This window comes from Paenibacillus sp. J22P143 (assembly GCF_059692035.1).
Genome location: NZ_JCAUAQ010000021.1, coordinates 1 through 22,443 on the forward strand (window position 1 = coordinate 1; position 22,443 = coordinate 22,443).

The 22,443-nt window shown below is 39.1% G+C and carries 19 protein-coding genes, 1 pseudogene and 1 other annotated feature; of the genes and pseudogenes, 9 read left to right on the forward strand and 11 right to left on the reverse strand.

Translation table 11 applies throughout. The annotated features are described in order from the left end of the window. Positions 1–117: 117 nt before the first annotated feature. Both AC58PQ_RS22370 and AC58PQ_RS22375 read right to left on the reverse strand, forming a co-directional pair. Positions 118–675, reverse strand: coding sequence for a DUF6431 domain-containing protein (locus tag AC58PQ_RS22370; protein WP_497245631.1), 558 nt, complete (start codon positions 673–675; stop codon positions 118–120). A gap of 517 nt (positions 676–1,192) precedes the next feature. Further along, a pseudogene (locus AC58PQ_RS22375) lies at positions 1,193–1,354 on the reverse strand (YhjD family protein); the annotation flags it as partial. Positions 1,355–1,643: 289 nt separating this feature from the next. Between AC58PQ_RS22375 and AC58PQ_RS22380 the strand changes: the two are divergent. Next, positions 1,644–3,434 (forward strand): hypothetical protein, encoded by a 1,791-nt coding sequence (locus tag AC58PQ_RS22380; RefSeq protein ID WP_497245473.1) that lies wholly within the window; start codon positions 1,644–1,646, stop codon positions 3,432–3,434. Between the two features lie 496 nt (positions 3,435–3,930). Here the strand turns inward: AC58PQ_RS22380 and AC58PQ_RS22385 are convergent, their stop codons facing one another. Both AC58PQ_RS22385 and AC58PQ_RS22390 read right to left on the reverse strand, forming a co-directional pair. Further along, on the reverse strand, positions 3,931–5,202 hold the full coding sequence (locus AC58PQ_RS22385) for a DNA polymerase IV (RefSeq protein ID WP_497245475.1): 1,272 nt from the start codon (positions 5,200–5,202) through the stop codon (positions 3,931–3,933). Then, positions 5,203–5,571 carry a YhjD family protein gene (locus AC58PQ_RS22390; RefSeq protein ID WP_497245477.1) on the reverse strand — a complete coding sequence of 123 codons (369 nt, stop codon included), beginning with the start codon at positions 5,569–5,571 and terminating at the stop codon, positions 5,203–5,205. Between the two features lie 460 nt (positions 5,572–6,031). Here AC58PQ_RS22390 and AC58PQ_RS22395 point away from each other — a divergent pair, with 460 nt between their 5' ends. The 3 genes from AC58PQ_RS22395 (at position 6,032) to AC58PQ_RS22405 (ending at position 7,313) form a co-directional block, all read left to right on the forward strand. Beyond that, positions 6,032–6,892 (forward strand): ATP-dependent DNA ligase, encoded by an 861-nt coding sequence (locus tag AC58PQ_RS22395; protein WP_497245633.1) that lies wholly within the window; start codon positions 6,032–6,034, stop codon positions 6,890–6,892. Between the two features lie 11 nt (positions 6,893–6,903). Beyond that, the gene (locus tag AC58PQ_RS22400) at positions 6,904–7,050 is read left to right on the forward strand and encodes a hypothetical protein (RefSeq protein WP_497245479.1); all 147 of its coding nucleotides are present in this window, start codon (positions 6,904–6,906) and stop codon (positions 7,048–7,050) included. Positions 7,051–7,127: 77 nt separating this feature from the next. After that, a complete protein-coding gene (locus AC58PQ_RS22405; RefSeq protein WP_497245481.1) occupies positions 7,128–7,313 on the forward strand; it encodes a hypothetical protein in 186 nt (61 codons plus the stop codon). Between the two features lie 156 nt (positions 7,314–7,469). Here the strand turns inward: AC58PQ_RS22405 and AC58PQ_RS22410 are convergent, their stop codons facing one another. Then, complete coding sequence (locus AC58PQ_RS22410) at positions 7,470–7,985, reverse strand: hypothetical protein (protein ID WP_497245483.1); 516 nt, start codon at positions 7,983–7,985, stop codon at positions 7,470–7,472. A gap of 140 nt (positions 7,986–8,125) precedes the next feature. Continuing rightward, a complete protein-coding gene (gene ileS, locus AC58PQ_RS22415; protein ID WP_497245485.1) occupies positions 8,126–11,206 on the reverse strand; it encodes an isoleucine--tRNA ligase in 3,081 nt (1,026 codons plus the stop codon). Between the two features lie 79 nt (positions 11,207–11,285). After that, positions 11,286–11,543: a binding site (T-box leader), on the reverse strand. A 301-nt stretch (positions 11,544–11,844) separates the two neighbouring features. On the opposite strand from ileS, the gene AC58PQ_RS22420 reads away from it, so the two are divergent. Further along, positions 11,845–12,195 (forward strand): helix-turn-helix domain-containing protein, encoded by a 351-nt coding sequence (locus AC58PQ_RS22420; RefSeq protein ID WP_497245487.1) that lies wholly within the window; start codon positions 11,845–11,847, stop codon positions 12,193–12,195. Between the two features lie 16 nt (positions 12,196–12,211). On the opposite strand, the gene AC58PQ_RS22425 is transcribed toward AC58PQ_RS22420, so the two are convergent. Beyond that, positions 12,212–12,577 carry a hypothetical protein gene (locus AC58PQ_RS22425; protein ID WP_497245489.1) on the reverse strand — a complete coding sequence of 122 codons (366 nt, stop codon included), beginning with the start codon at positions 12,575–12,577 and terminating at the stop codon, positions 12,212–12,214. Between the two features lie 133 nt (positions 12,578–12,710). Between AC58PQ_RS22425 and AC58PQ_RS22430 the strand changes: the two genes are divergently transcribed. Next, on the forward strand, positions 12,711–14,588 hold the full coding sequence (locus AC58PQ_RS22430) for a TnsD family Tn7-like transposition protein (RefSeq protein WP_497245491.1): 1,878 nt from the start codon (positions 12,711–12,713) through the stop codon (positions 14,586–14,588). A 128-nt stretch (positions 14,589–14,716) separates the two neighbouring features. On the opposite strand, the gene AC58PQ_RS22435 is transcribed toward AC58PQ_RS22430, so the two are convergent. Genes AC58PQ_RS22435 through AC58PQ_RS22450 form a run of 4 tightly spaced genes read right to left on the reverse strand, consistent with a single transcriptional unit; the run spans position 14,717 to position 20,357 of the window. Continuing rightward, positions 14,717–15,682: a TniQ family protein gene (locus tag AC58PQ_RS22435; protein WP_497245635.1), complete on the reverse strand. Its 966-nt coding sequence runs from the start codon at positions 15,680–15,682 to the stop codon at positions 14,717–14,719. A 21-nt stretch (positions 15,683–15,703) separates the two neighbouring features. Beyond that, complete coding sequence (locus tag AC58PQ_RS22440; protein WP_497245493.1) at positions 15,704–17,413, reverse strand: ATP-binding protein; 1,710 nt, start codon at positions 17,411–17,413, stop codon at positions 15,704–15,706. After that, positions 17,410–19,545: a TnsB C-terminal domain-containing protein gene (locus AC58PQ_RS22445; RefSeq protein WP_497245495.1), complete on the reverse strand. Its 2,136-nt coding sequence runs from the start codon at positions 19,543–19,545 to the stop codon at positions 17,410–17,412. The genes AC58PQ_RS22440 and AC58PQ_RS22445 overlap by 4 nt, the downstream gene beginning before the upstream one ends. After that, positions 19,542–20,357, reverse strand: a complete 816-nt coding sequence (locus AC58PQ_RS22450; protein WP_497245497.1) for a TnsA endonuclease C-terminal domain-containing protein — start codon at positions 20,355–20,357, stop codon at positions 19,542–19,544. Before AC58PQ_RS22450 ends, AC58PQ_RS22445 begins: the two co-directional genes overlap by 4 nt. A 324-nt stretch (positions 20,358–20,681) precedes the next feature. Here AC58PQ_RS22450 and AC58PQ_RS22455 point away from each other — a divergent pair, with 324 nt between their 5' ends. From AC58PQ_RS22455 to clpP, 3 genes are all read left to right on the forward strand, one after another. Continuing rightward, a complete protein-coding gene (locus tag AC58PQ_RS22455) occupies positions 20,682–21,281 on the forward strand; it encodes an ArsR/SmtB family transcription factor (protein WP_497245637.1) in 600 nt (199 codons plus the stop codon). A gap of 12 nt (positions 21,282–21,293) precedes the next feature. Further along, positions 21,294–21,581, forward strand: a complete 288-nt coding sequence (locus tag AC58PQ_RS22460) for a hypothetical protein (RefSeq protein WP_497245499.1) — start codon at positions 21,294–21,296, stop codon at positions 21,579–21,581. 65 nt (positions 21,582–21,646) lie between these two features. Then, the gene (clpP, locus tag AC58PQ_RS22465) at positions 21,647–22,228 is read left to right on the forward strand and encodes an ATP-dependent Clp endopeptidase proteolytic subunit ClpP (RefSeq protein WP_497245501.1); all 582 of its coding nucleotides are present in this window, start codon (positions 21,647–21,649) and stop codon (positions 22,226–22,228) included. Positions 22,229–22,443 lie beyond the last annotated feature (215 nt).

Here is a 22,443-nt window from a genome sequence, read left to right on the forward strand (position 1 = left end):
TGCTTTGGCTGGATCCAGTCCTTCTGCGAGTAGCGGTGACAACAACTGCACCCGTTGTGCGGCAATCTCTTCCGCTTTTTGCTTATCTTTCATTCGTTCCCATCTCCCTTTGCTAGACTACGAACTGAGTCTACCAAAAGCATCTGCGGACAAGAATGCAGAACGGGTATGTAGCCATAAATTCACATTGGTAATGGGACGGACAACTCTGGCCAGCCATCCGGGCGCATCGCCAACGATTTGTCCAATTCTGTGGTGTGCAGACAATGAAGGGGTGGACGAAGCCTCCATGGGTTGTTGATGAAAACGAACTGCGATCGAGGAAAGAGCGCCGCACCAGTAGGTTGTTAGTTCGTTGTACCAACTTCGCCAGCGGTACAATGTGGAGTCGTCTGCTGCAACAACAGTTCCCGCCTCCTCCTCTGAAACCACTTCCTCTAGACAAGTAGATTCGTAACGCTTGTAAGGAACCAAACAGTCTGGTAGTTCATGATGGATCTTACGACAACCGGTACAGCGTAATCTTCGGAGGGCTAATAACTTGACTTCCCCAGTGGCATTCCTACTGATTCGCTTACGACTGCCAATGACCTTGAGTTTTTCCCCACAACAAGGGGAGGGAACCACTTCCACACACCTAACAAAAAACGCCGGCGATCTTCTCAACCAGCTCATAATTTGATACAATGACCATGTTATTTTTTTGTGAGAGGATGTCTCCGGTGAACCTGCGCCAACAGGTACACGTTTTATGGAGGCGTCCTTTTCCTTTACTGTGATACGGTCATTATATTCGTCAATCCTTGGACAGGCAATTCCGTCAGCTTTTGGGCATTATGATTCAGCGGCAACACTAAGTGTAGCAGAAATGAAATGAATTTCTTGCTCATCGATTACTTTCCGCTGAGTGTACTGCTTTTCTTCCTGAACTCTGGTTGCGGACTCTTTATGTTGAGGAAGGAATCTACGTAAATATATTGTACACAAATTTATTTTCATCTATATTCCCTTCTTAAATAAGCCTTTTCTAAGCTTTTTAAATTGTACATTATTCATCTTGAGCAAAATTAATTATTAATTATGCTCACTAGCTCTATGTTTTTCATGCAACAACCAAAACTTTTTCTCCCAAATCCGTTTTCATTATCCGTACAATCAATCAGCTAGTTTAAGAATACCTTTGACCATGCTCTTATTCTTTTTCGGACGCGTTTTGTAGGGTACTAACAAAACTTTGTATGTACCCTACAATCTTAGCACTGACCTCTGCTCGCACAAATTCTTTGGTTATCACTAACTCATCTTTATGACCAGGACAAACAAAACGATAATAAATTGCATGATCATCTTTAGAATTTTGGAATACAGGTCATGAAAAACATACAAAAGCCAAAAGCTCTACGGGCCTCTTTCAAAGTTAATGTAAATCCTTAAAAAAAGCAGTCCCCCCACGTCTGACCCGCACCTCCATTGTTAGTAGTGTCTAACAAATGTGTGCACGTCAGTTTGCCAGGCTCACGCGGGTTGTGCCGCGGCTTAATCAATCTTGTATTGTACGCATAGAGAGCATGATACCTGGTTAAAATTGAATGTGCCACTAGAGCCATATCTATATTCGTTTTACATTAATTTGGGGGGATAAAATGAGCACTTTACAACCAATTAAAGAATTAAGATTATTAGATGATGAAATTGACTTAGGAACCGTTATTGGAACATCGACTGCTTTGGGAGAAGCAATTGTTGAACTTCCTTTTACTATGAAAGATTCTCAGTCTTATTCAAGATATAAATTACAAGTTAACATTACCAATCAACCCGACACAAAAATCAAATTTTATGTTCAAATGAAATTCTCCTACGTAGATAATGGAGTAATCTATGAGGAGAAATCGATCGTCTACGAGATAAATAATCGTACAGAAACTTTGGTTGTTTTTAATGGCGGAACTGGTCTACTCTTTCCTTTAAATGTTGAAGTTAAAACTGCATTTAGCATATCCGAAATGTCACCTTCAGAAGAGTTTAATTTAGCTCTTAAAACATTACCTGATTTTACACAAGTTCAGGATGTTGTAAGGTCATCCCTTTCCGATGCAAGCAAAGAAAACATTGTAAATCCGATCTGCTACGCGTTTAGTGATGATCTAATAACCATCTTTTCAAATCTATTTTACTCAGAACACAATTGGGAAAAGAAACTTCCTAACAATATGAGCTATGATATCATGCTTAGTTACCTTGATGAAAAATATAATGGGTACCCTGTAAGAATATTGGCTAAAATTAATAATACCTCTGGGACAATAGATTTTAATATCGGATTTCAACTTATGTTGAGCTCAGGACCAATAAGGGTTTTCAGATGGCACGTTGAATTTCACGTCGAAGCATTACCATCCATTCTTATCAACTCTGACGGGTATTTTGAATTCCGTTTCGTGAAGGCTGCATTACAAATCGATAAGAATCTAGAAATTGAAGATCAAGAGGAATTTGACAGGCTATTTCCTACAAATGATGATTTTGAAAAGTATAAAGGACAAATGATATTAGAAATATCGGAAGGGAAAGTAGATACAGATTTCGGTGAAGTATTATTAAGTATCATTGCTCAAGTATTATTACCAAGCAATTGGAGTGACTTGGATAAAATTAGAGCTTACTTTATTAAATTTGATTATAAATCAGGTATTGTTAACGGAAAAACTCTGAATTATATTATCCCCATTTTTTCAATATATGGAACCGGTGAATGCAATACCAAAGCATTGAATAACCCCTTGCAAATTAGTGACAAACCAATGTTAAGGAATCTTATTGCTGCACGTAATTTACATTCTGAAATAGGGTTTGGTATAAGTCAAAAAGCCTTAACTGAAACAATCAAATCATTCAATGCTGGAAAAAGCGATGGATGGAGTCAAGGGGGTGACCTACGTTTAAGTGCAGAATATTGGGTAAAAATTAACTTCGATGATGCTACAATTCAGAATGATGGTATTAAAATTGAGTTTGATGATGTTGAAGCCGGTGGTTCAATCCAAGCTCTCTACAGGGTCAGAGGTGCTAATATATGGAGAGCTTCTGGGCAGCTAATAATCAGGCTTGAAGATGTAGATATTGATATGGATATTATATCTAAAAACAAAGGAGTTTCATTAGGTCTGGATATTGACATTGGTTCTATAACTATCGAAGTTAAAGTATCTCGTTCTTCCATTTTAAGCTTTGCTTCATCAGTAAAAGCTAAAATAGAAACAGGTGCTATCGAAGATCTTCTTAATTTAGTTGTGGATTTAGTCTTATTCTCAAATGAATTTGATGTGCCAAATGAAAACGATGCATCGGTAACCGTAAGAAGAATCCAACCCGAATATTTTGAAAAAGAAACCATTTCAATACGTATCGAATTACTTGGGGTAGTTCGATAGAAAAACTTTTTAATTGATATTGGGGTTTTGCCTACCTTGCAGGCGACAGCGTCAACGTGACTCTTTCTGCGCTTTGATAAATCAGCATGTACCGATTTTCCATCTTTATATACGTGTGTTCCTTAAACTCCACAAAATCCCAACCGAATGTACCTTTTCGTATTGAAGAAATCTGGCAATTCGCGTATTGATAATCCTTTACCTTAACAATCACATTCTGTGGCCTAGAATCTAAATGATAGAGTGACTTCCATAGTTCAACTCCTAATTATGCACAACATATTGCTTAAAATCATTCATTGGATATGTAGCTAATTTCCATATTAATAAAGGGGGCATTTATGAACAATATAAGATTGCTGGAAATTAAAAAAAGCCGAAATAGCTTGGCTTTTTTTAATATTTATGCTCAAATGTTATTATGTTCAAATTTCCGTAGATAAAGGAAGCATCATCCGACTTGATTCCCATAGACCGTTCATTTCTAGTTTCTTGCTCATCTATAATGCCCCCCAATTTTACCGGCCCTGTCCGTTGCCAATCCTGCTTTCATTAGACTCGAAGCACGAATGATTGCTGTATTACCAAAACGGTCCTTTATTCCATCCACTACGCGATCAAGCTCACGTAATTTCGTCACATCTTCGAAAAGATCAAGTTGAGTAACTTCTTCCTCTGCAAGTGTTCCCAGTGTAACGCCTACTTTCCTTACAGGTAATCCGTTCCAATTGCGGCGAAATATTTCACGCACAGAGTTGTAAATTTTCAACGTATGATTTGTATTTAGTGGCATCTTTCGTTGTTGACTAAAGCCTGTTGGAGAGTCATATGGCGAACACATACAGAAAACGTGGACTGTCCCGCTTGTAAATCCCTTCGACCTAGCATCGCGGCACACTTCTTCCGTTAACTCCAACAGTACTATGTCAACCTCCTCAACCGTCAAATAATCGCGAGGTAGCGTCATAGCGTGGCCAATTGACTTTGGTTCGATATCAAATGTTCCAGGTGTAACAGGACTATCGTCTAATCCGTTTGCCGTTCTCCACATTACTTCCGCTTGAATATCCGATTGCTTTCCGAAACGTGCACGAAATTTCTGTTTTAGCGTTGCTAGTGGGGTTTTAGCCACATGACCTATAGTTGTCATACCAAGAGCGACAAAGTGGCGTGTCATTCGTGAACCAACTCCGTACATCTTATCGATGGATAACGGCCAAAGGAATCGCTCAACGTCATCCTTGCCAAGCGTAAATATTCCACTCGGATTTTTCTTTGCGAAATTATCAGTTGCCTGCTTTGCAAGTATTTTAGTCGGTCCAATTCCTACTCGAATTCGAACGTTCATGGATGCAGCAACTTTTTGTTGAATCATTACTGCCAGTTCATATGGCGTACAACCGAAATGATTGAGTGAACCAGTCACATCCAAGAACTGCTCATCGATTGAAAATATCTCTACGAGATCAGTATATTTTTCGTATATACCTGTTATCGCAAGCGATACGTCAATATAGCGCTGCATGTGCGGACGCATTACAATAGCATTTGGGCAAAGTTGTAAGGCTTCACCAAGACGCTGGGCTGTAGTAATACCAAAGCTTTTTGCGATAGGACATGCCGCCAAAATGATTCCTGATCTCCTGGTCGGATCCCCAGCTACAACAACAGGTAAATTATCAAGGCCAGGATGAGTAGCCTTTTCAACGCTTGCATAGAATGACTGACAATCCGATAGGAAAATTGTCCTTTCGCATTTTTTACTCATCTAAACTCGCCTCCGCATGTTCATCAGCGTAGTCATTAGTTCTGCTTTAACTAAGCTTCGTAACATCGTGAAATAATAGATATAACCTCGGACTTTGTATTCTATGTTAATACCGACTGCATTCGTGGTTGTGCTGAGCACTTTGATATCTCTCTTCTTCATACTGTTCTTAATAATTTGTATTTGGGGGTAAATATCGCTCTCCACTTCTTTCAAATAAAAGAGAACATGGTTATATACGATTTTATCTTTATATATCTTCAGCTCCTCCATGTCCCTGGTTAACATATCGAGCAAAATGAGTAATAACGTATACTCTTTAATAATTTGAACATCCTCCGCATTCTCAACTCTTGATATAACACTCATCTTCTCACCACCATCACAATACATATGTTCGTATAATTTATTATATAACGAACACGCATTCGCTATGTAAGTACTAAAAATAAAAAAGATCCCCATTGGCCATTTATGGCCAATCAGGGATTTGCTATCTATATAGGTTATTCATCGATCATAGACTAGTTACATCAACAAGCTCCCGATTATGTCATTTGCGGTCAGCCTGTATTAAGCTATGCCAGGTTATATACATGGCTGCCAAAGCCTATTTAATTGAAGCCCGGAGCTCATGACTCTGGACTTCTTCATCCATGTGGTTCATCTTCCTTTAAGAGCGAAGTAAACTGGAAATGAGATAGCAGTTGCAATGCTCAAACAAACAAATGAACTGGGGATTACTATTTTTTTCATTTAACAAGGCTCCTTAATTCCTTCAAATTCCATTAGTCACAGACTGCTCTAAGGTGTACCATTATTATGGGTGATGAAGAAAATGTTTATTCCTCCAATGCTTCTACAATACAGTAAAAACAATCTGGCATTTGATGACTCTTCCACTTTTGCCGAACTCAAGTGGGATGGCATAAGGTTGATCGTTTCTAATTTGGATGAACTAAATCTATATACAAAAAACACAAATGCAACAGCTAAATATCCAGAGCTGCACAACCCGCCTATTCCGAAAGGAACCATCCTAGATGGCGAGATTGTAGTACTTGATGAAAAAGGTCGAGCCGATTTCGAAGCGTGTAACACAGGATTCCGATCCAGCAAGAATAGAAAGCCAATCGTATTTATGGCGTTTGATATCTTGTACCACCGCGGCGTAGATGTAACTAGTATGCCGTTAGAACAACGAAAGCAGCTTCTTGAAGAGGCTGTGCAGGAAAATGAAAACTACAGAATTGTACGACCAATACAGGGAAGCACACAAGATTTCTTTAATATCGTATGTCAGCATGGGCTTGAAGGAATCGTGATAAAAAAGAAGGCTTCGAAGTATGAAACGGATTTACGATTATCGCGCTCAATTCGCTCGTGGTCATGGCAAAAGGTAATTAATTATCAAAAAGCAGAAGTCTATATAACTGGATATAGCAAGAAGGAACATTCCTGGCTACTTGGTTATCCAGATGGCGACAAAATTAGACCAATCGGTGCTTTGGAGTTGGGAATAACCCAGTCAGCCCGCCAATCCATGTGGCCAGTATTCCAAGCATACAAAAGTGGTGAGAGCAAAGATCACGTATTTGTTAAACCATTAGTACGTTGTAAGGTGAAGTACCGGGACTGGTATAAATCAGGTTTAATGCGGTTGCCTGTCTTCGAGGAATTTATTGTTTAGGGGTTGAGGTCATGGAATACAAAGTAAAGCAAAAGGTAACCGGCGAGGAGAAAACGCTGAGTCATCTTGAAATTAATGACATGGTGTATAATGATGCTAGGCAGATAATTGTGTTTGATAAAGGAATGGAAGCCTATATTTTACTTGAAGATAATTAGGAATTATTTAATAATCATAACCAAACTTTTAAGCACAAAAAAGCCCTTGGGATGCTTTCCCTAAGGGCTTAATCATTTTGTCCGATGCTTTCGGACATGCGGGTGGGCACTCGAGTCGGGAGCAGGATTTCGATTCGGATAGCAGTCGATTCGGGATTGAACTGGTGCTGTCGATTCCCGAAAACCGAAGCACGAAGCAAACGATCAGGCAGCTCATCAAGGAGTTGCAATGTTGCAAAGGGATGGTTCTGGTCGGAGGGTGAACCTCCACGGGAATCGTTGGAGAATGCGCCCATATTGGATGAACATGGAAAATGGTACTTTTCCTCTATTCCCCCACACCAAGATGTCAAAACGTCTGGTTACTATTCCAGAAATTCAATCGGTGTTGGCTTTGAACTATTAGTTTTCGTTAGCGTTTAGTAAGTCAAAAGAGCTTTGTCGTAAAAGGTTTGGTAGGTGTTCTTATAATCTGTAATTTTCCAATTACCCACAAATTCAGTACCTTTATACAACGAAACTATATTTTTATTGATTAAACAAATACTGTTTGCATACGTAAGTGCTATTCCGCTTCTTCCTTGCTTTAACAAAAGCATAACCTTCGTTCCTTTTTTAGGAAAATCAAAGTCTACACCATCTGTACGCATTCTATCTGTTCGAGAATCGTACTGTAATACAATTTCCTTTTGTGAAATATCGCCTTTCAGAACGGATTCAAGTGAAATAGTTACTTCGGTGTGTATCGCTGTATATTCAGCGTTTTGTTTTATAGAAATAAGCTCTTTTTCAATTTTACCCAACACAACGCAATCTGACATATCAATCATTTGCTGTGGCGAGAAAATGGACATTTTCGCTCTTAACTGTGGCAAAAATGGATTCAAAAAGGTTAGACAAAACATTACCAAAAGACACAATCCAGTCTTTCTCATAATTTTCCTCCTGTAAAAAATGGATCAATTCTTCAATAATTTTCCCGATTAAGCAACTTTTATCATATTCAACCTTATTGCCCGTAACTTTAACAGCTGCCCCAGTATGCAGGCAGCCAGTTTGATTATTTTGCTATAAATTACTCAATCAGCAAGCCAAAGTTATTTTCCCCACACGAAACAGAATCCATTTCGGTTTCTTTTGCATATCTAACTTGGGTTAGTAGTACGTTTTCCTGCAATAGATGCTCAAACCGTAATAATGCTGTTTTCAACTTCTCATCCACATCGAGGACGAGATTAATGCGTTTTTCGATGGGGAGCCCTAGCTTCTTACGATAGTCCTGAATGGTACGTATAACCTCCCGAACTATACCTTCCTGTTCTAATTCTTCGGTAATTATAGTATTTAAGGCAACTGTCATTTGGTAACCCGTTGCTGATGCAAAACCTTCATTCGCTTGTTTTTCTACAAGTAAATCGTCAAGTAAGATATGCACAGATTCCCCCTCCACCATAACATCCAGATAGCCATTATCGATGGCTTCTTTTGTTTGTGCAGCGGATAACTGTTTCAAATACGTTTGCACGGGTCCCACGAGCTTCCCATACTTTTTACCTGCTGTCTTCAAGTTTAATTTGAAAAGGAAGCGTACGAAACCGGCATCACTCTGTACAACGTGGATTTCTTTGACATTGATCTCATCCTTGATGATAGCTTCAAATTGGTCTAGGTTGTATTCACACTCAAGCGAAATGAGCATTTCAGACAGCGGCATCCGAGTCTTGATTCCCGTTTCATTCCGGATGTTACGAGCCAACTCAACGATTTGTCTCACAGCTTCCATATCATTTTCAAGCGATACATCGTATATAGACTCATTCACCGTAGGATAATCGGTTAGGTGAACACTGTTCATACCACCCAAATTATCGTATAAATCATCTGCAAGAAACGGCGCATATGGTGCTATCATTCGTGCAAGGGTCAGCAAAACGTCGCGCAAAGTTTGATAGGCTGATAATTTATCCACAGTTAACTCGCTCCCCCAAAAGCGATCCCGCGAACGTCGGATGTACCAGTTACTTAGTTCATCGACGAACGCTTCGATTTGCTTCGCTGGGTTTAAGAAATCATTGATCTCCAGCCCCTTCACAACCCCCTGCAACGTGCTGTTCAATCGCGACACGATCCATCGGTCCAGTACATTCATAGAGAACTGCCGCGGATGTTCCTCTGGCATATACTTATCAAGTGTCGCATACAACGCATAGAAAGCATGGGTGTTATGAATCGTATCTATGACTTTGGATTTTGCCTCGGCTACGATTTGCTTGGAGAAGCGTTTACTATTCCAAGGTGCGCTGTCAGCTAACAAAGCCCACCGGAAAGAATCCGTTCCAAATTCGTTGATGATTTCCCATGGATCAATTCCGTTGCCCTTGCTCTTGGACATTTTTTGACCTTTCTCATCGAGTACATGACCTGTTGAGAGGACAGCTTTGTACGGAGCTTTCCCGTTATAGAGTGTGGAGACAGCCAATAAGCTGAAAAACCAACCTCTCGTTTGATCAATCCCCTCACAGATCATGTCGGCAGGATACTGCTCCTGGAATTGCTCCGTATGCTCAAATGGCTGATGATACTGGGCGAATGGCATGGAGCCGCTATCGAACCAGACGTCAATCACTTCCGACGTTCGATCCATGATACCGTCGCAAGTGCAGCGAAGCTTCACTTCATCCACGTAGGGTTTGTGCAGCTCAAGGCTTTCCTCGATCGGGTGAATCGACTTCTCCCGGAGATCCTTATGGCTGTCTGGCGCATATTCCGCTGTGCAATCTTGGCATACCCATACATTCAGCGGTGTCCCCCAATAACGATTCCGACTGATATTCCAATCGACGAGTTCTTCCAGAAATCTACCAAATCGTCCCTCGCGAAGATGCGCAGGATACCAGGTAACTTGACTGTTGTTCTCTATCAATTGATCTTTAATTGCTGTCGTTCGGATGAACCAGCTCTCTGTCGCGTAATAGAGAAGCGGCGATTTACAGCGCCAACAGAATGGGTAGCTATGCTCGTAACGTTCCTTAGCGAACAAGAGATTACGCTCCGACAAGTTTTTCACAATATCGATGTCACAATCTTTCACAAACCGTCCTGCAAAATCCGTAATCTGATCCACGTATCGGCCTGCCGTATTCACGACATTCACGAAATCCAATTCATGTTGGCGAACGGTGCGGTAATCATCTTCTCCGTGTGCGGGAGCAATATGGACGATCCCCGTACCGCTAGTGTCGCTTACATAGTCCGCGTCTACAACGAAATGTCCTTTGTTCACACTTACATAGCCAAATGGTGCCACATAAGGCGTGCCTATGAATTCAGCACCTTTATGCGTGGTTAGGATCTCGTAGTCTTCTTTCATAACCTTTTCGACTAGATTACTTGCTACGATATACACTTCATTATGCTTTTTTACTTTGACATAATCCAAATTTTTATTCACAGCCAAAGCGACGTTTGCAGGCAATGTCCACGGCGTTGTCGTCCATGCTAGGAAATGTTCATGTCCTATTTGACTTGTGAATTTCACAGTGGCACTCAAATCTTTGACATCCTCATAGCCCTGAGCAACTTCATGAGAACTGAGTGTTGTCTGACAATCAGGACAGTACGGGCTTACGCGATGACCTTTATACAGAAGTCCTTTTCGATGAATCGTGGATAAAATATGCCATACACTTTCAATATAATCGTTCGTCAGAGTAACATACGGATTTTCCATATCGGTCCAATATCCGATGGCTTCGGTCATTTCACGCCACTGTTTCTCATATTCGAAAACACTGCTTTTGCACTTCTCCACAAACTCGGCAACTCCATAGGTTTCAATCTCCTGCTTGCCGGAAATTCCTAGCTTTTTCTCCACACCAAGCTCGACAGGAAGTCCATGTGTATCCCAACCTGCTTTGCGGACGACACGATAGCCGGACATCGTTTTGTAACGGCCGATGAAGTCTTTGATCACACGCCCAAGTACGTGGCCGATATGAGGCTCTCCATTCGCAGTTGGAGGTCCTTCGTAAAAAACAAAGTTCGGTTTCCCCTCGCGATTTTTTATCGATTTACGGAACGTATCATTCTGTTTCCACTGCTCAAGAACACGAAGTTCCCTGGTCCTTGCCTTCTCTTTCACATCAACTTTTCTCATATTTCCCATCCTCTCTTTAACTACAACTTGAAGTTCATTCATTGACGAAAACGTAGAAAACGCAAAAAAATCCCGCCCCATAAGGGACGAGATTTCATCTCGCGATACCACCCTAGTTCCGTAACGATCATGTACAACATGATCTTACGACACCTCTTACTACGTACCATCATACGCATCCTTTGTAACGGCAGGAACCCGGGTCAGCTTACTCAATTACTTCAGCTTTCCTTCTCGGAGAGGATTTTCGGCTAAGTCTTGAACGTTGGCTTTCAGCATGCACCAACTCTCTGCGGATCAAGGGGATTAGCGTACTCTTTCTCGTCAATGAATTTTATTCGAACATTCAGTTAATTCATTTTTACATCAAAATCAATAAATGTCAACTTGGTTGTCTTTATATTCTATATATAAAGTAAACATATGAAACTACGCAAACGTATATAATATTGTTTTCTCAATAAATTTAATTAATTCTTTTAATTAATCGCCTCCCTTAATATTTGATTATTACACATGATTGCATAGTAACTAACACTACATATATAATACTTAATTGCACTATATAAATAATACTTTTATACCCATTACTACATTTGTATCCCTTATCTAAACTTTAACTAAAGGTGGGATACTAAATGTCAACTTTACTTATTCGTTTAGGTGAAACTATCCGTGAACTAAGGAAGCTTAAAGGTTTCTCACAAGAAGAGTTAGGTGAAAAATCAGGATTTCATTTTACCTACATTGGTGGGTTAGAGCGAGGAGAACGCAATATTTCATTGAGTAATCTTGAGAAAGTCGCCGATTGTCTTTCTGTTAATCTCTCAGATTTATTAAAGTCTGCAGAATCAAATGATCTCCACACGATTTCATCTGTGCATGAAGCAGCTACAAGTGAAATTATTAATGTACTCAGTAAGCTTGAGGTCAATGAAATTCTTATGTTTCAAAGTGTTATTCGTGAAGTGTTGAAAGTATATAAATAAGTCAGTATTGATGAATTCAACTGCAATTATTATTGTCAGCTACAATAATTGTTCGTTGAATTTTTCTTTTCTCTACCTTTACCTGGTTCTGCTTTAAAATTTGTATTTTCCTATGATACTCCTCTACATCCTCTCGAGTCATAGTATCATCCTCTTTCAATAAGTAAGCAAAAAAGTACTTCCAGTCTTCTAATTTAAGTAAAATCCTCTCAGTTGAGAGTGGCTCGTAAAGAACTTCCACAAGTTTTCGATCCACGCAGTTCTCTGGACTAAACAACTGTTTTTTTAAGGCAGATTGACATGTATAGTAGTTACCCTTAAAAAAGAATCCCTTGTTTGTGATAACTGCCTCATCGCAAAGCATGTACTCCACTTGTTCCATATTTCTTGCATCTCCTTCTACTAAACTATTAGTTAAACTTAATATAATTATTACCAGAAACGCACTAATAAATACTTATATGCATGTAAAATCAATACTCTTATACATGAATCAATAAAAGAAGGTGCTTAGATTGGATACTCTGATTAATTTCCCAATTTTGTATCCGAATGAAGACTTGAGGAGTTTACTCAACAGATATCACAGAGACTCAACGAATGGTGATTTTCGCAAATCAAAGTTAGAATTATTCTCGGTAAATGTGCCCCAGAATGAAGATGTACTACCAAGGAATTTGGAATTTCTATTCCAAAGATTATGTTTCTCTGGTGAAGAGAAACAACAATTCATTAACAATCACACTTTTCTCCCTTACATTAAGCCATTTATATCAAAAAAGGAATTTAGTACAATTTTAACCACCCCATCTATACGGTGTAATTTTTCCATTAATAACTTAGTCAGTCCAAAAATCAGGTATTGTCCAATCTGTATAGGTGAAGATGAAAAAAATCATAAAGAAATATATGTTCATCGTACCCATCAATTTCATTTTCTTTCCTCTTGCCCAACTCATCACGTTTCACTTTTAACGAACTGCCGCGAATGTAATGTACCATTTGCAGAGAAATGGAATCAGAAGCTGATTTCACTTCCACAATGTAGCAATCATCATCCGGTATCATACAATGAGTACGTACCAGCTCATAAACAAATATTAAATATATATAACTCTCTTATTAAACTTTCTGAGCCTTCCTCAACTCTGCATGCAGAAGAATTACTCAACAGAATACTTACATACGTTGGTTTAAAAGGATACATAAATTTTAAAGGGACTGTTAATAAAAAACTCTTTTTATACGATCTAATTTCTTTTCATGGAGAAGAATTTTATTCAATCCTTGGGGTTACGAGAGAATTAGTTAACTCACGAATTTTTTTTATGGAATTTCTAACCATTAATCAAATGGCGAAGTACATCCCTTTTTATATTTCAATCATTTTGTTTCTCACTCAATCACTTAACGAATTCTTAGATAATACAGTTGCCTACTCCTATCCTTTACCATTTGGTTGTGGGCCATGGCCGTGTGTAAATCGTTTTTGCTCGCAGTACGGAAAGAGAAATATTACCTCTTGTAATCGTAGTATACATCATTATGTTTCTGGATCATTTACCTGTCCAGTTTGTGGAATGAGTTATTCTAGGCAAAGCAAATGGGGGTACGAAGACGAGGAGCATTACTCTATTGTTGACATGGGTTTTCTATGGAAAAACACTGTCGACAAGCTTTATAATACTTCAAATTATTCATATATTAAAATAAGCAAGGTCGTACTATCTAATAAATCTACAGTAAAAAAATATTTAGATGAAAAGAAAAAAAAGTTTAAACAAGATAGATTCATTAGGAAATTCGATTTACACTTTGTTCACCTCAACAATGTTGACCGCCTTAAACAAGATCTTATAAAGTTACTTGATCAAGAAACAGGACTAACAAGAGTACAGATTCAAGTAAAATTTGGTTCTAGTCGTTATCGCTTTCTAAAAAAACACGAAAAAGAGTGGATGGAAACAATTTTGCCTCGTCGAAAACCTAGCCCTCGTAACCTTAAATACGATTCTCTTGATAGTGACCTTCTTACGAAAATTCAATTTTTGCATCATAATATTCTAATTGAAAATCCAATGCGTTCTATATCAAAGAATTCAGTACTTAGTAGACTTGCAAAAACTGATCTATATAGGATTCGATCACGTAAGAATAAAAGTATGCTTCCTAAAACATATAACTACATTGATAAAATCCACGAATCTAGGGAAGATTTTCTAAAAAGGATACTCCCTAAAGCTATTGAAAAAGTAAGAAGTTCAGTGAAAACACTGACAGTAAAATCTATTAAAAATACCTGTACACAATTTCACAATTGCTCCCCCCATATAGAAGAGTTACTTGAAGCTCATATTTTGAACGAAAGTTGCCCTACTGAGGTTAGCTTCTGAACTTACTAACAGGCGTTTAAGTTCTTACATTGCTACACAGCATAGAAAAAGTTTTTGCTGCATTCTGAAATTCCTGAATAGCGCATATGCTGGCACAAAAGAAAACCATCAGGAAGATCCTGGTGGTTTCATGCAGCAAGTATATTTTGATATTTATCTTTACTTTTTTCTATCCAGGCTATTAATTCCTTCGAAGAACCAAACAGGAACCGAATCATCAAAAGATGTTGAACGGGATGGAAGCTAGAGGTTTTCTTTAAATAGATTTTCGTAAGCCAATCTCCGTTCTTTTCTAATTGACATCCTAATCGAACAAGAAACGACTCTGGATATTTCTTTTGCATGTCCCCCCGTAATCTCCTTAAATTAACATTTCGATTTAATCCACCATATCCTAGCTCTTTCAAGCCTAATATATATATATCGCTCCAATTATATGTAACTTCATCAAGATGAAATATTAAACTAACATCTTGTGCTAGCCCATTCATCAGCTCAAGATGCTCGTCGCGAGAATTATTTATTCGAACGACCTTTGTTAAATCGTGCCCGTTTTCACAATATCGATTTAGCCGAGTTAAACTCCCCTTTACGGGTCTGAATTGTATTGAACAAACAGGACAATGTGACTCTAATGGCACATGATGAATTAAACAACTATGTATTCCTGGCAAATGGTGTGATCTATGCCAAAAGGGTACGCCAAACCTCACTTCATCATTCAATAAGCACATCCGGCAATACTTAAATGAGATTATTCTTAAATCATTCTTTATTCCCAGAATATGATTTGCGTAGTTTTTACCCTCTCCACTGAACATCTTATATAAATGATCAAGCCTTCTCTTATCAAGAAAAGGAACGAATAGAGGGAAAATCGTATGCTCTCTGATTATTTGGTCAACTTGGACGCTAGTATTCATTTGGGCTACAAAGTTATTTAACCCTTTCGGGTATGTCGGGTCAAGGACCATGTGGGGTTTTCCAAACAAATCATTAAGAGTTTGCATGACATCTTCATTACCACTTTCATTGTGATACCTTGCACAGCAGCTATAGAAAAGTTCATCAGGTAACATCATTGGAAATGACACAATCAACTTGTCTCCTCCTCATTAACCAATAAATTCTGTTGGTATTTTAATTACACCAGCTTCAAACAATGATTCCTCAACAGAAAGTTCTTTGATTGCCCCATTATCCACAATAAACCTAAGATCTGATTCACTCATTAAGGGATTTATCTTTTGGATTTTTGCAAGTTTTGGTAGCGTACTCAAACTTCCTTTTTCCTTATCCGATTTGGATTGCTCTGGTTTATATATTAGATCAGCTAGTTGTTGATACATCGAGCTAACATCTCCCATTCCGCTACTAGCGTCATACACTGTTCTTGAAAGTAACTCAGCTCTATCGATGTCAACCAGCTTACTTGCAAATTGTATGAGATTAGCTAGGATTTCTTCCCTTTCCTTCGATTGAATCACCCGTTCATGCTGTTCGGCTAAATCACCATGTACATAAACCCTATGATTAACCTCTTTTAAATACTCGTTAAATTCTTTCCAATTGGGATTCGCGTCCTCATATTTTTCTAAAGCTGCATCCTCATTTCTTCTTATCCCCTCGAAAAAAGGTTGTACCAGCCTCAGACTGTTATTTGCAACGGCACGAATTAAGCCAGGGGTAATAACTTCTGTACCTCCTTGAAGAATGGCTTGACATTGAACGTGCATAAATAATTTTACGGTTATATCTGCAATCCCCATGCTATGGTAATACATAACTTTCTTAATTTCCTCATTAAGTTTTGTCTTCGTTAGTGTATATTGTAAATCCCACAAGGCTGTGATAAGTTGTTCCCACTCTTCACTATCCTCTAACATGCGACCTGTGACATTTTCAGTGTAAGAATCAGGAATACCACGTCTAGAATTAGCTAATGAATTCTTAAACAAGTATAGTGACTTGAACGTTCCCATAATGATAATAGGTACCCCGATTGTATTTGTAAGCTCAGTAATAAATTCGATCATTCGATCGTCGCCACCAGAATGCGCCTTATGAACTCTATTGATCTCATCAATGACTAGTACTCCCAGGTTAATAAGATTAGCAACTTTAACCATTCTATTTATTAACTTCTCAATCGTGCCCCCCCTTTCTCCGAATTTCTCGTAATAATCAGTGCCTAATATTCTATCAACTTGTGAGTAAAAATTACGACATAGAGCACCAAGTGATTTATTACTTGGACATTCAATATGCAACCATACTACCTGAGTTCGTTTAAGTGGTTTACCCTTATAAGAGGTATGATGAATAACTTGTGGAAATAGCTCGAACAATTTTTTATGAGCGAGGGTTTTACCAACGCCACTCAAACCAATCTCAGCATACATTTCGGCAGTATGACAGACCCCAGCAAGGTTCTTTCCTTCGTCATCGGTACCATGTTCAAATATCTCTTCTATTCCAATCGCATACTGTCTATTATATTCCGGGGACAACGGGTTCCTTGATTGATAACCAATTTTTATCATGTTGTAAAGCTGCCGATATTTTGAAAACTGAGATGCTGGAGGCAACCAGAAACTTTTGCCGATCTGTTGTACTAATGCTAGTCGATCCTCGATGTCAACTTGAAATAAATCTCCTTTAAAGGCAGGTTTGCTAAATAATTTAATAAATATGTCTTTATCCTCAATTCGATTGGGTAGTGCCTCTATGTGAGGATTCCCTTGATTCTCCGGGATAACCTGTTCACTATATTTCGCTTGGCAATGGCGACCACTTATCACTTTTAAATTTGGATTCGTATTCATGCACCACTCATCTCCTCATACATACTTTTTAGAAAATCATTAATGTTACTGTTTAGCTTATTCTTTTTCACCTCATTGGTTTGTAGTACTTGTGACTCATGATGGTCGTTTCCTTTAGCAACTGCCGTCAAAGCTGCTTGTGAACTTCTTTTCATTGCTTCATAGACTCGTTTTGCTCGCTTATTCGATTTTTTCTCAGATTTGCTTTTACCTACATTTTCAGCTTTGGTCAATTTGACATCCTCTTTTATTGCATTAGAAGAAATAGCATTAAACTCCGCCTTTGTTTGTTTATTCGAATTGGATTTATTTTTATATTGTTCGCTTCTAAAATCAAAGATTGTTTTAACATCTTCGAAACATAAATTTTCATATTCTTGATATTTGAGTGTTAATCTACAATAAATAAGTGTTGCATCTTGTAACTGAACGATGATTTGGCTACAGTTTCTTGAATCAAAAGCGATAGTGACACTAGATTTCCCTTCGATTCTCTCACTATCAAACCATCCCTTCTCCTCTCCGATTTCACAGCTATAGCAAAGTTTTTTAAATTCGATTCCGAATCTGGTTACTTTTGCTGTCTCTTTTGGTAACAAGGCATAGTGAATGGTTGAACTGGGTCTTTCATGCAGAAGCATTCTCTTTTTTCCCCATTCCCACAACGCATTTGGTGTTAGTTCTACGTTCTCTTTAAACATCTCAGGAGTAACTAAAAAATCCCTAGGTAGTGACATTTTGTTAAAAGCAAGTATATGTTCAATCATAATTCTATTAAATGTGTCAAAAGTTATTGCTGCTGTGTCAGAGGGATCAGGGTCACCTGGATCTCTTTTCCCCTTTGTAATTGCACCAGCTTTACCTAAAATTCGTTTGATCATATCATTTTTGATTCGAAAATGTTGTTCAACTACTGCCTTCAATTCAGGCCGATATGACGGTGTATTAGCTACTCTTATTCCTAAAGTAACGATCCCATTTGGATATTTACTTTTCATTTCCCCTCTGTCTGCAACAATTTCTCTTGGTAAGTTTGCCGCGGGCCAATCCTCTTCATTAATATCAACATTAAATTTCTTACAGTATTCCACTTTATTGGCTGATGCATTTTCCAATGCCATCATTGCCCCTTCTATCCAAGATGCATGTTTTAGACTAGATGAATAGCCAACTACATTTCGAGAAAACACATCTTTAACAATAAAAGTAGTCGGTCTTCCTATCGTGGTCCTCCCGTCTAAAGCAACAACATCAACATCTGATGGTGTAGAATCTATTTGATACAGAGCCCCTGGTCCTTCGACGTAAACTGAACTACTACTTAATAGCGCTCTAAAATCCTTTTCGGCATTTCTTCGACCGACTTTATGTGCCTTTCTTGTTTTAAACGGATACTCCTTGTTATACCAGTATCTAAACTGACGCTCTGTTGGTGCTTCACTCTCGACAATTATCGGTACTAGTACTCCTCTTAACCGATATCCAGGCTTTTTATAATAGTTCTCAAGTAGCTGTTGATGTGCATCACGAAAATTTAATCGACCTTGAATGATATATTTACTAACCGCTTCCTGAAAATAAGTAATGTCACTCTCTTTGAGCTGATAGATATTAGAACCTTTTCTTCCTGGTCTTTTGCTATACACTCTCTCCTCCCCTTTTGAACCACAATTATGATAATTATTTAATAAGCCATTCATATTTTTACCGTAGAACCAGTACCTCTTTAAGGCATCGTAAATAATATTTTCTTTAACTTTAAATTTTTCCATAACACTTTTAATTAATTGCCATCTTACTTTAGGATCGTAAATCTCTGGCTCCATTTGTACTATGTCCTTAATCATCTCCCATTTTGTATCCCTACTCTCAACATATTTAATTAGATACTCATCTGTGGGATACATGATCTGCTGGTCAGGCTCGTAGTTTAATTTAATAGCTTTTTCTTGTTGTATATTGCTAATCAACTCCTCTGAATCCAATATGTAAGGGAACTCCATATGTTCTGAATTTGTCGTGTTCATCACAATTATTTTAGATTTATCTTCAGAACTCCAAAGAACTCTAAGAATAATATCGTTATTGCCATTCAAACTATAAAGATGATATAAAGAACCCTCTAATATCATTTTATTATTCCTCCTCTAATGATTAATGGTTTCGACATTCTAATTTGTTGACTCATCATGTCTGTATGCCAATGTTTGTTAGCTAACTGGTGTTTTAATATGAACATACATGAGCCTTCCTCTAATCCAAATTGTTTATCAGCGTGCTGACATAGCTTTTGAATTGGTATTTGACCGTTATTCTTTGTAAGCAAATGAAGGAATGCCTCTGAGATATGATCGATCACCTCTATGTCTATTCCTTCTCTACTATCCAAATATTTACCCTCATACATCCACTCCACATTCTTCACTAGATTCATAGGTAAATGTGTAGAAAGAATAATGCCCCAATTGATGTCTTGCTCTTCAAAAAAGGTTTTTTCTATTTGAAAGAGTTCCAGCGTCCTCGGAGTTAAATCACTAGGAATCTTTATCGTTCTAACAACATCTTCTAACCCTTTCTCTGTCTCAATTGTGACCATAAAGTCGGTCGTTGTAAGAATTGGTTCATTATCTTTATTAGCATGCTTAATATTCAATTGCTCTGCGATTTCAATACTCCGTTCAATTGGTGTAAGTGGGTATTGTTCTCTTATATCTACGACTTTATCTGACCAGGTTAATACCATTAGATAGCGATTTTCTTCTTTAGAAAGCGTGTGGTGTATCCTGCCAGTCTTCCATCCTAACTCCCTGATTAGATATCCAAGTGAGGGAGCTTTGTTGTCACTTGCTTGAATGAAAGGCTTATAATCCTTTCCGTATCCTTGACCTCTTCCGTCCTTAATTCTGTTCATCTGCGTTTTTCGTATAGCACTTCCTCTACTCATCCTTCATTCCCCCTAAAATAAAATATGCGTTCACCCAATGGAGTGAACGCAACTGCTGACTACGTAGGACAAATGTCCCATATATCTTGGTAATATACAATTTCGCCAAAAAGGTCATTTTCTATACTTCAGAACTTTATTTGTTACTTCAAAACTTTATTTGTTACTTCAGAACTTTATTTGTTACTTCAAAACTTTATTGTCTACTTCAAAACTTATTTGTCACCCGATAGGACCCATCCTCCCGCCCATTGACTTTCCATGCTCCACGTAATAAAATATTTGTACGTAACATATACTTTGTACACGGAGGCTATCCACTCCATGCCACTAGACAAAGAGATCCAAGACAGCTACTACATCGAGTCCCCGGAGCAGGCAACTGTGCTGCTCAATCCGCTTCGTGGCGAAATCATCGCCCAGCTCCTAGATCCAGGATCCGCCGCGGAAGTGGCGCGCACCTTAGGTGAGACTGCTCAGCGCATCAACTATCACCTCAAGGCGTTGGAGAAAGCCGGCCTAGTCACGCGCGTAGGTACGCGCCAAGTGCGCAATCTGGTCGAGGTGCTCTATCGATCCATCGCCAAAACTTTTGTTCTTGCCGAATCGCTCAGCATGAAACCTGAAACCTTGCAAAAGCTGAAGGACCAAAGCTCTCTCGCTCATCTCGTGACGACATCCGAGCGGATACGTCGAGATGCTATGCTGCTCATGGAGCAGTCTGACGTCGGCGAAGCGATTCCGAGTGCGACGCTGCAGCTTCAGGTTCACTTATGTTCCGAACAGCAACGGTCAATGTTCATTGAAGAATACACCGCTATGGTTCAACAATTAGTAGAACGGTACTCCAGTAGTCAGGCTCCGTCCCCTAACCAAGACGCCTACCATGTGCTGCTAGCCGTGTACCCCAAACCGAAGGAATAAGGAGGCATTTGCATGAGTAGTGAGAAAAAGCAGGATTCCGCTCCGTCATCAGTAACACCTATCGTTGCTTGGGAACAGCCGAGCGAACGCAGCCCAAAGGACTCGTCCAGTAACAAAGTCATTGACATCAACACCTATCGCCGACAAGAGTCCACGATCATAGATTCTGAAGCAACTGTTACCGTTCGCGAGATCCCAGCTTTTCAAAATCAAGAACCCGTTCGACTCATCATGGTATCCTCTGGTTTTAGCCAGAAGACTACGATTCATATGAATACGATCCAATGCAAAGCCGCTTAATGGGCTAAACATTTTAGTAGATTAAACAAAATAAACTGATTTTCACAATAGAAAGGATGATTGCAATGAGCTTCATACCTATGGTAGTCGAACAAACCGCGCGCGGAGAGCGCTCGTACGATATTTATTCCCGTTTGCTGAAAGACCGCATCGTATTCCTTGGCACAGAGGTGAATGATCACGTAGCGAATGCGATTATTGCCCAGCTTTTGTTCCTAGCCGCGGAGGATCCTGAGAAGGATATTTCGCTCTACATCAACTCACCAGGGGGATCTACGTCAGCTGGACTCGCGATTTATGACACGATGAATTTCATTAAGCCTGACGTATCCACGATTTGTGTAGGTATGGCCGCCTCCATGGGCGCTGTTCTCCTTACCGCTGGTGCTCCAGGCAAACGATTCGCACTCCCGAATGCCGAAGTCATGATTCACCAACCTTGGGGAGGCGCGCAGGGGCAAGCGAGTGATATCCTTATCCGCACGCAGCACATACTCAAAACGCGCAGCACACTCAACCGCATTCTTTCCGAAACGACCAAACAACCGATTGAGAAAATCGAACTGGATACGGATCGCGATTACTTCTTGGAAGCTAAGGATGCGCGTGAGTATGGTTTGATTGATAAGGTGATTGAGCGGATCTAATCGAACATCTTATGAATAAAATGATATGAAAAGACTACCGAAGGAGCCTTAACTCCATTGGTAGTCTTTTTTCATTAATAGTTGTGACCTGCCCCGCCGTAGGAGCCACTTCTCTCTCGAGTTAGTCTATTTATTCGATTAACTTCACCCTTAGGTCACTCTACTATGTCATCTATGTACAGGAGCATACATAGAGCAATATCTCACTTATCATG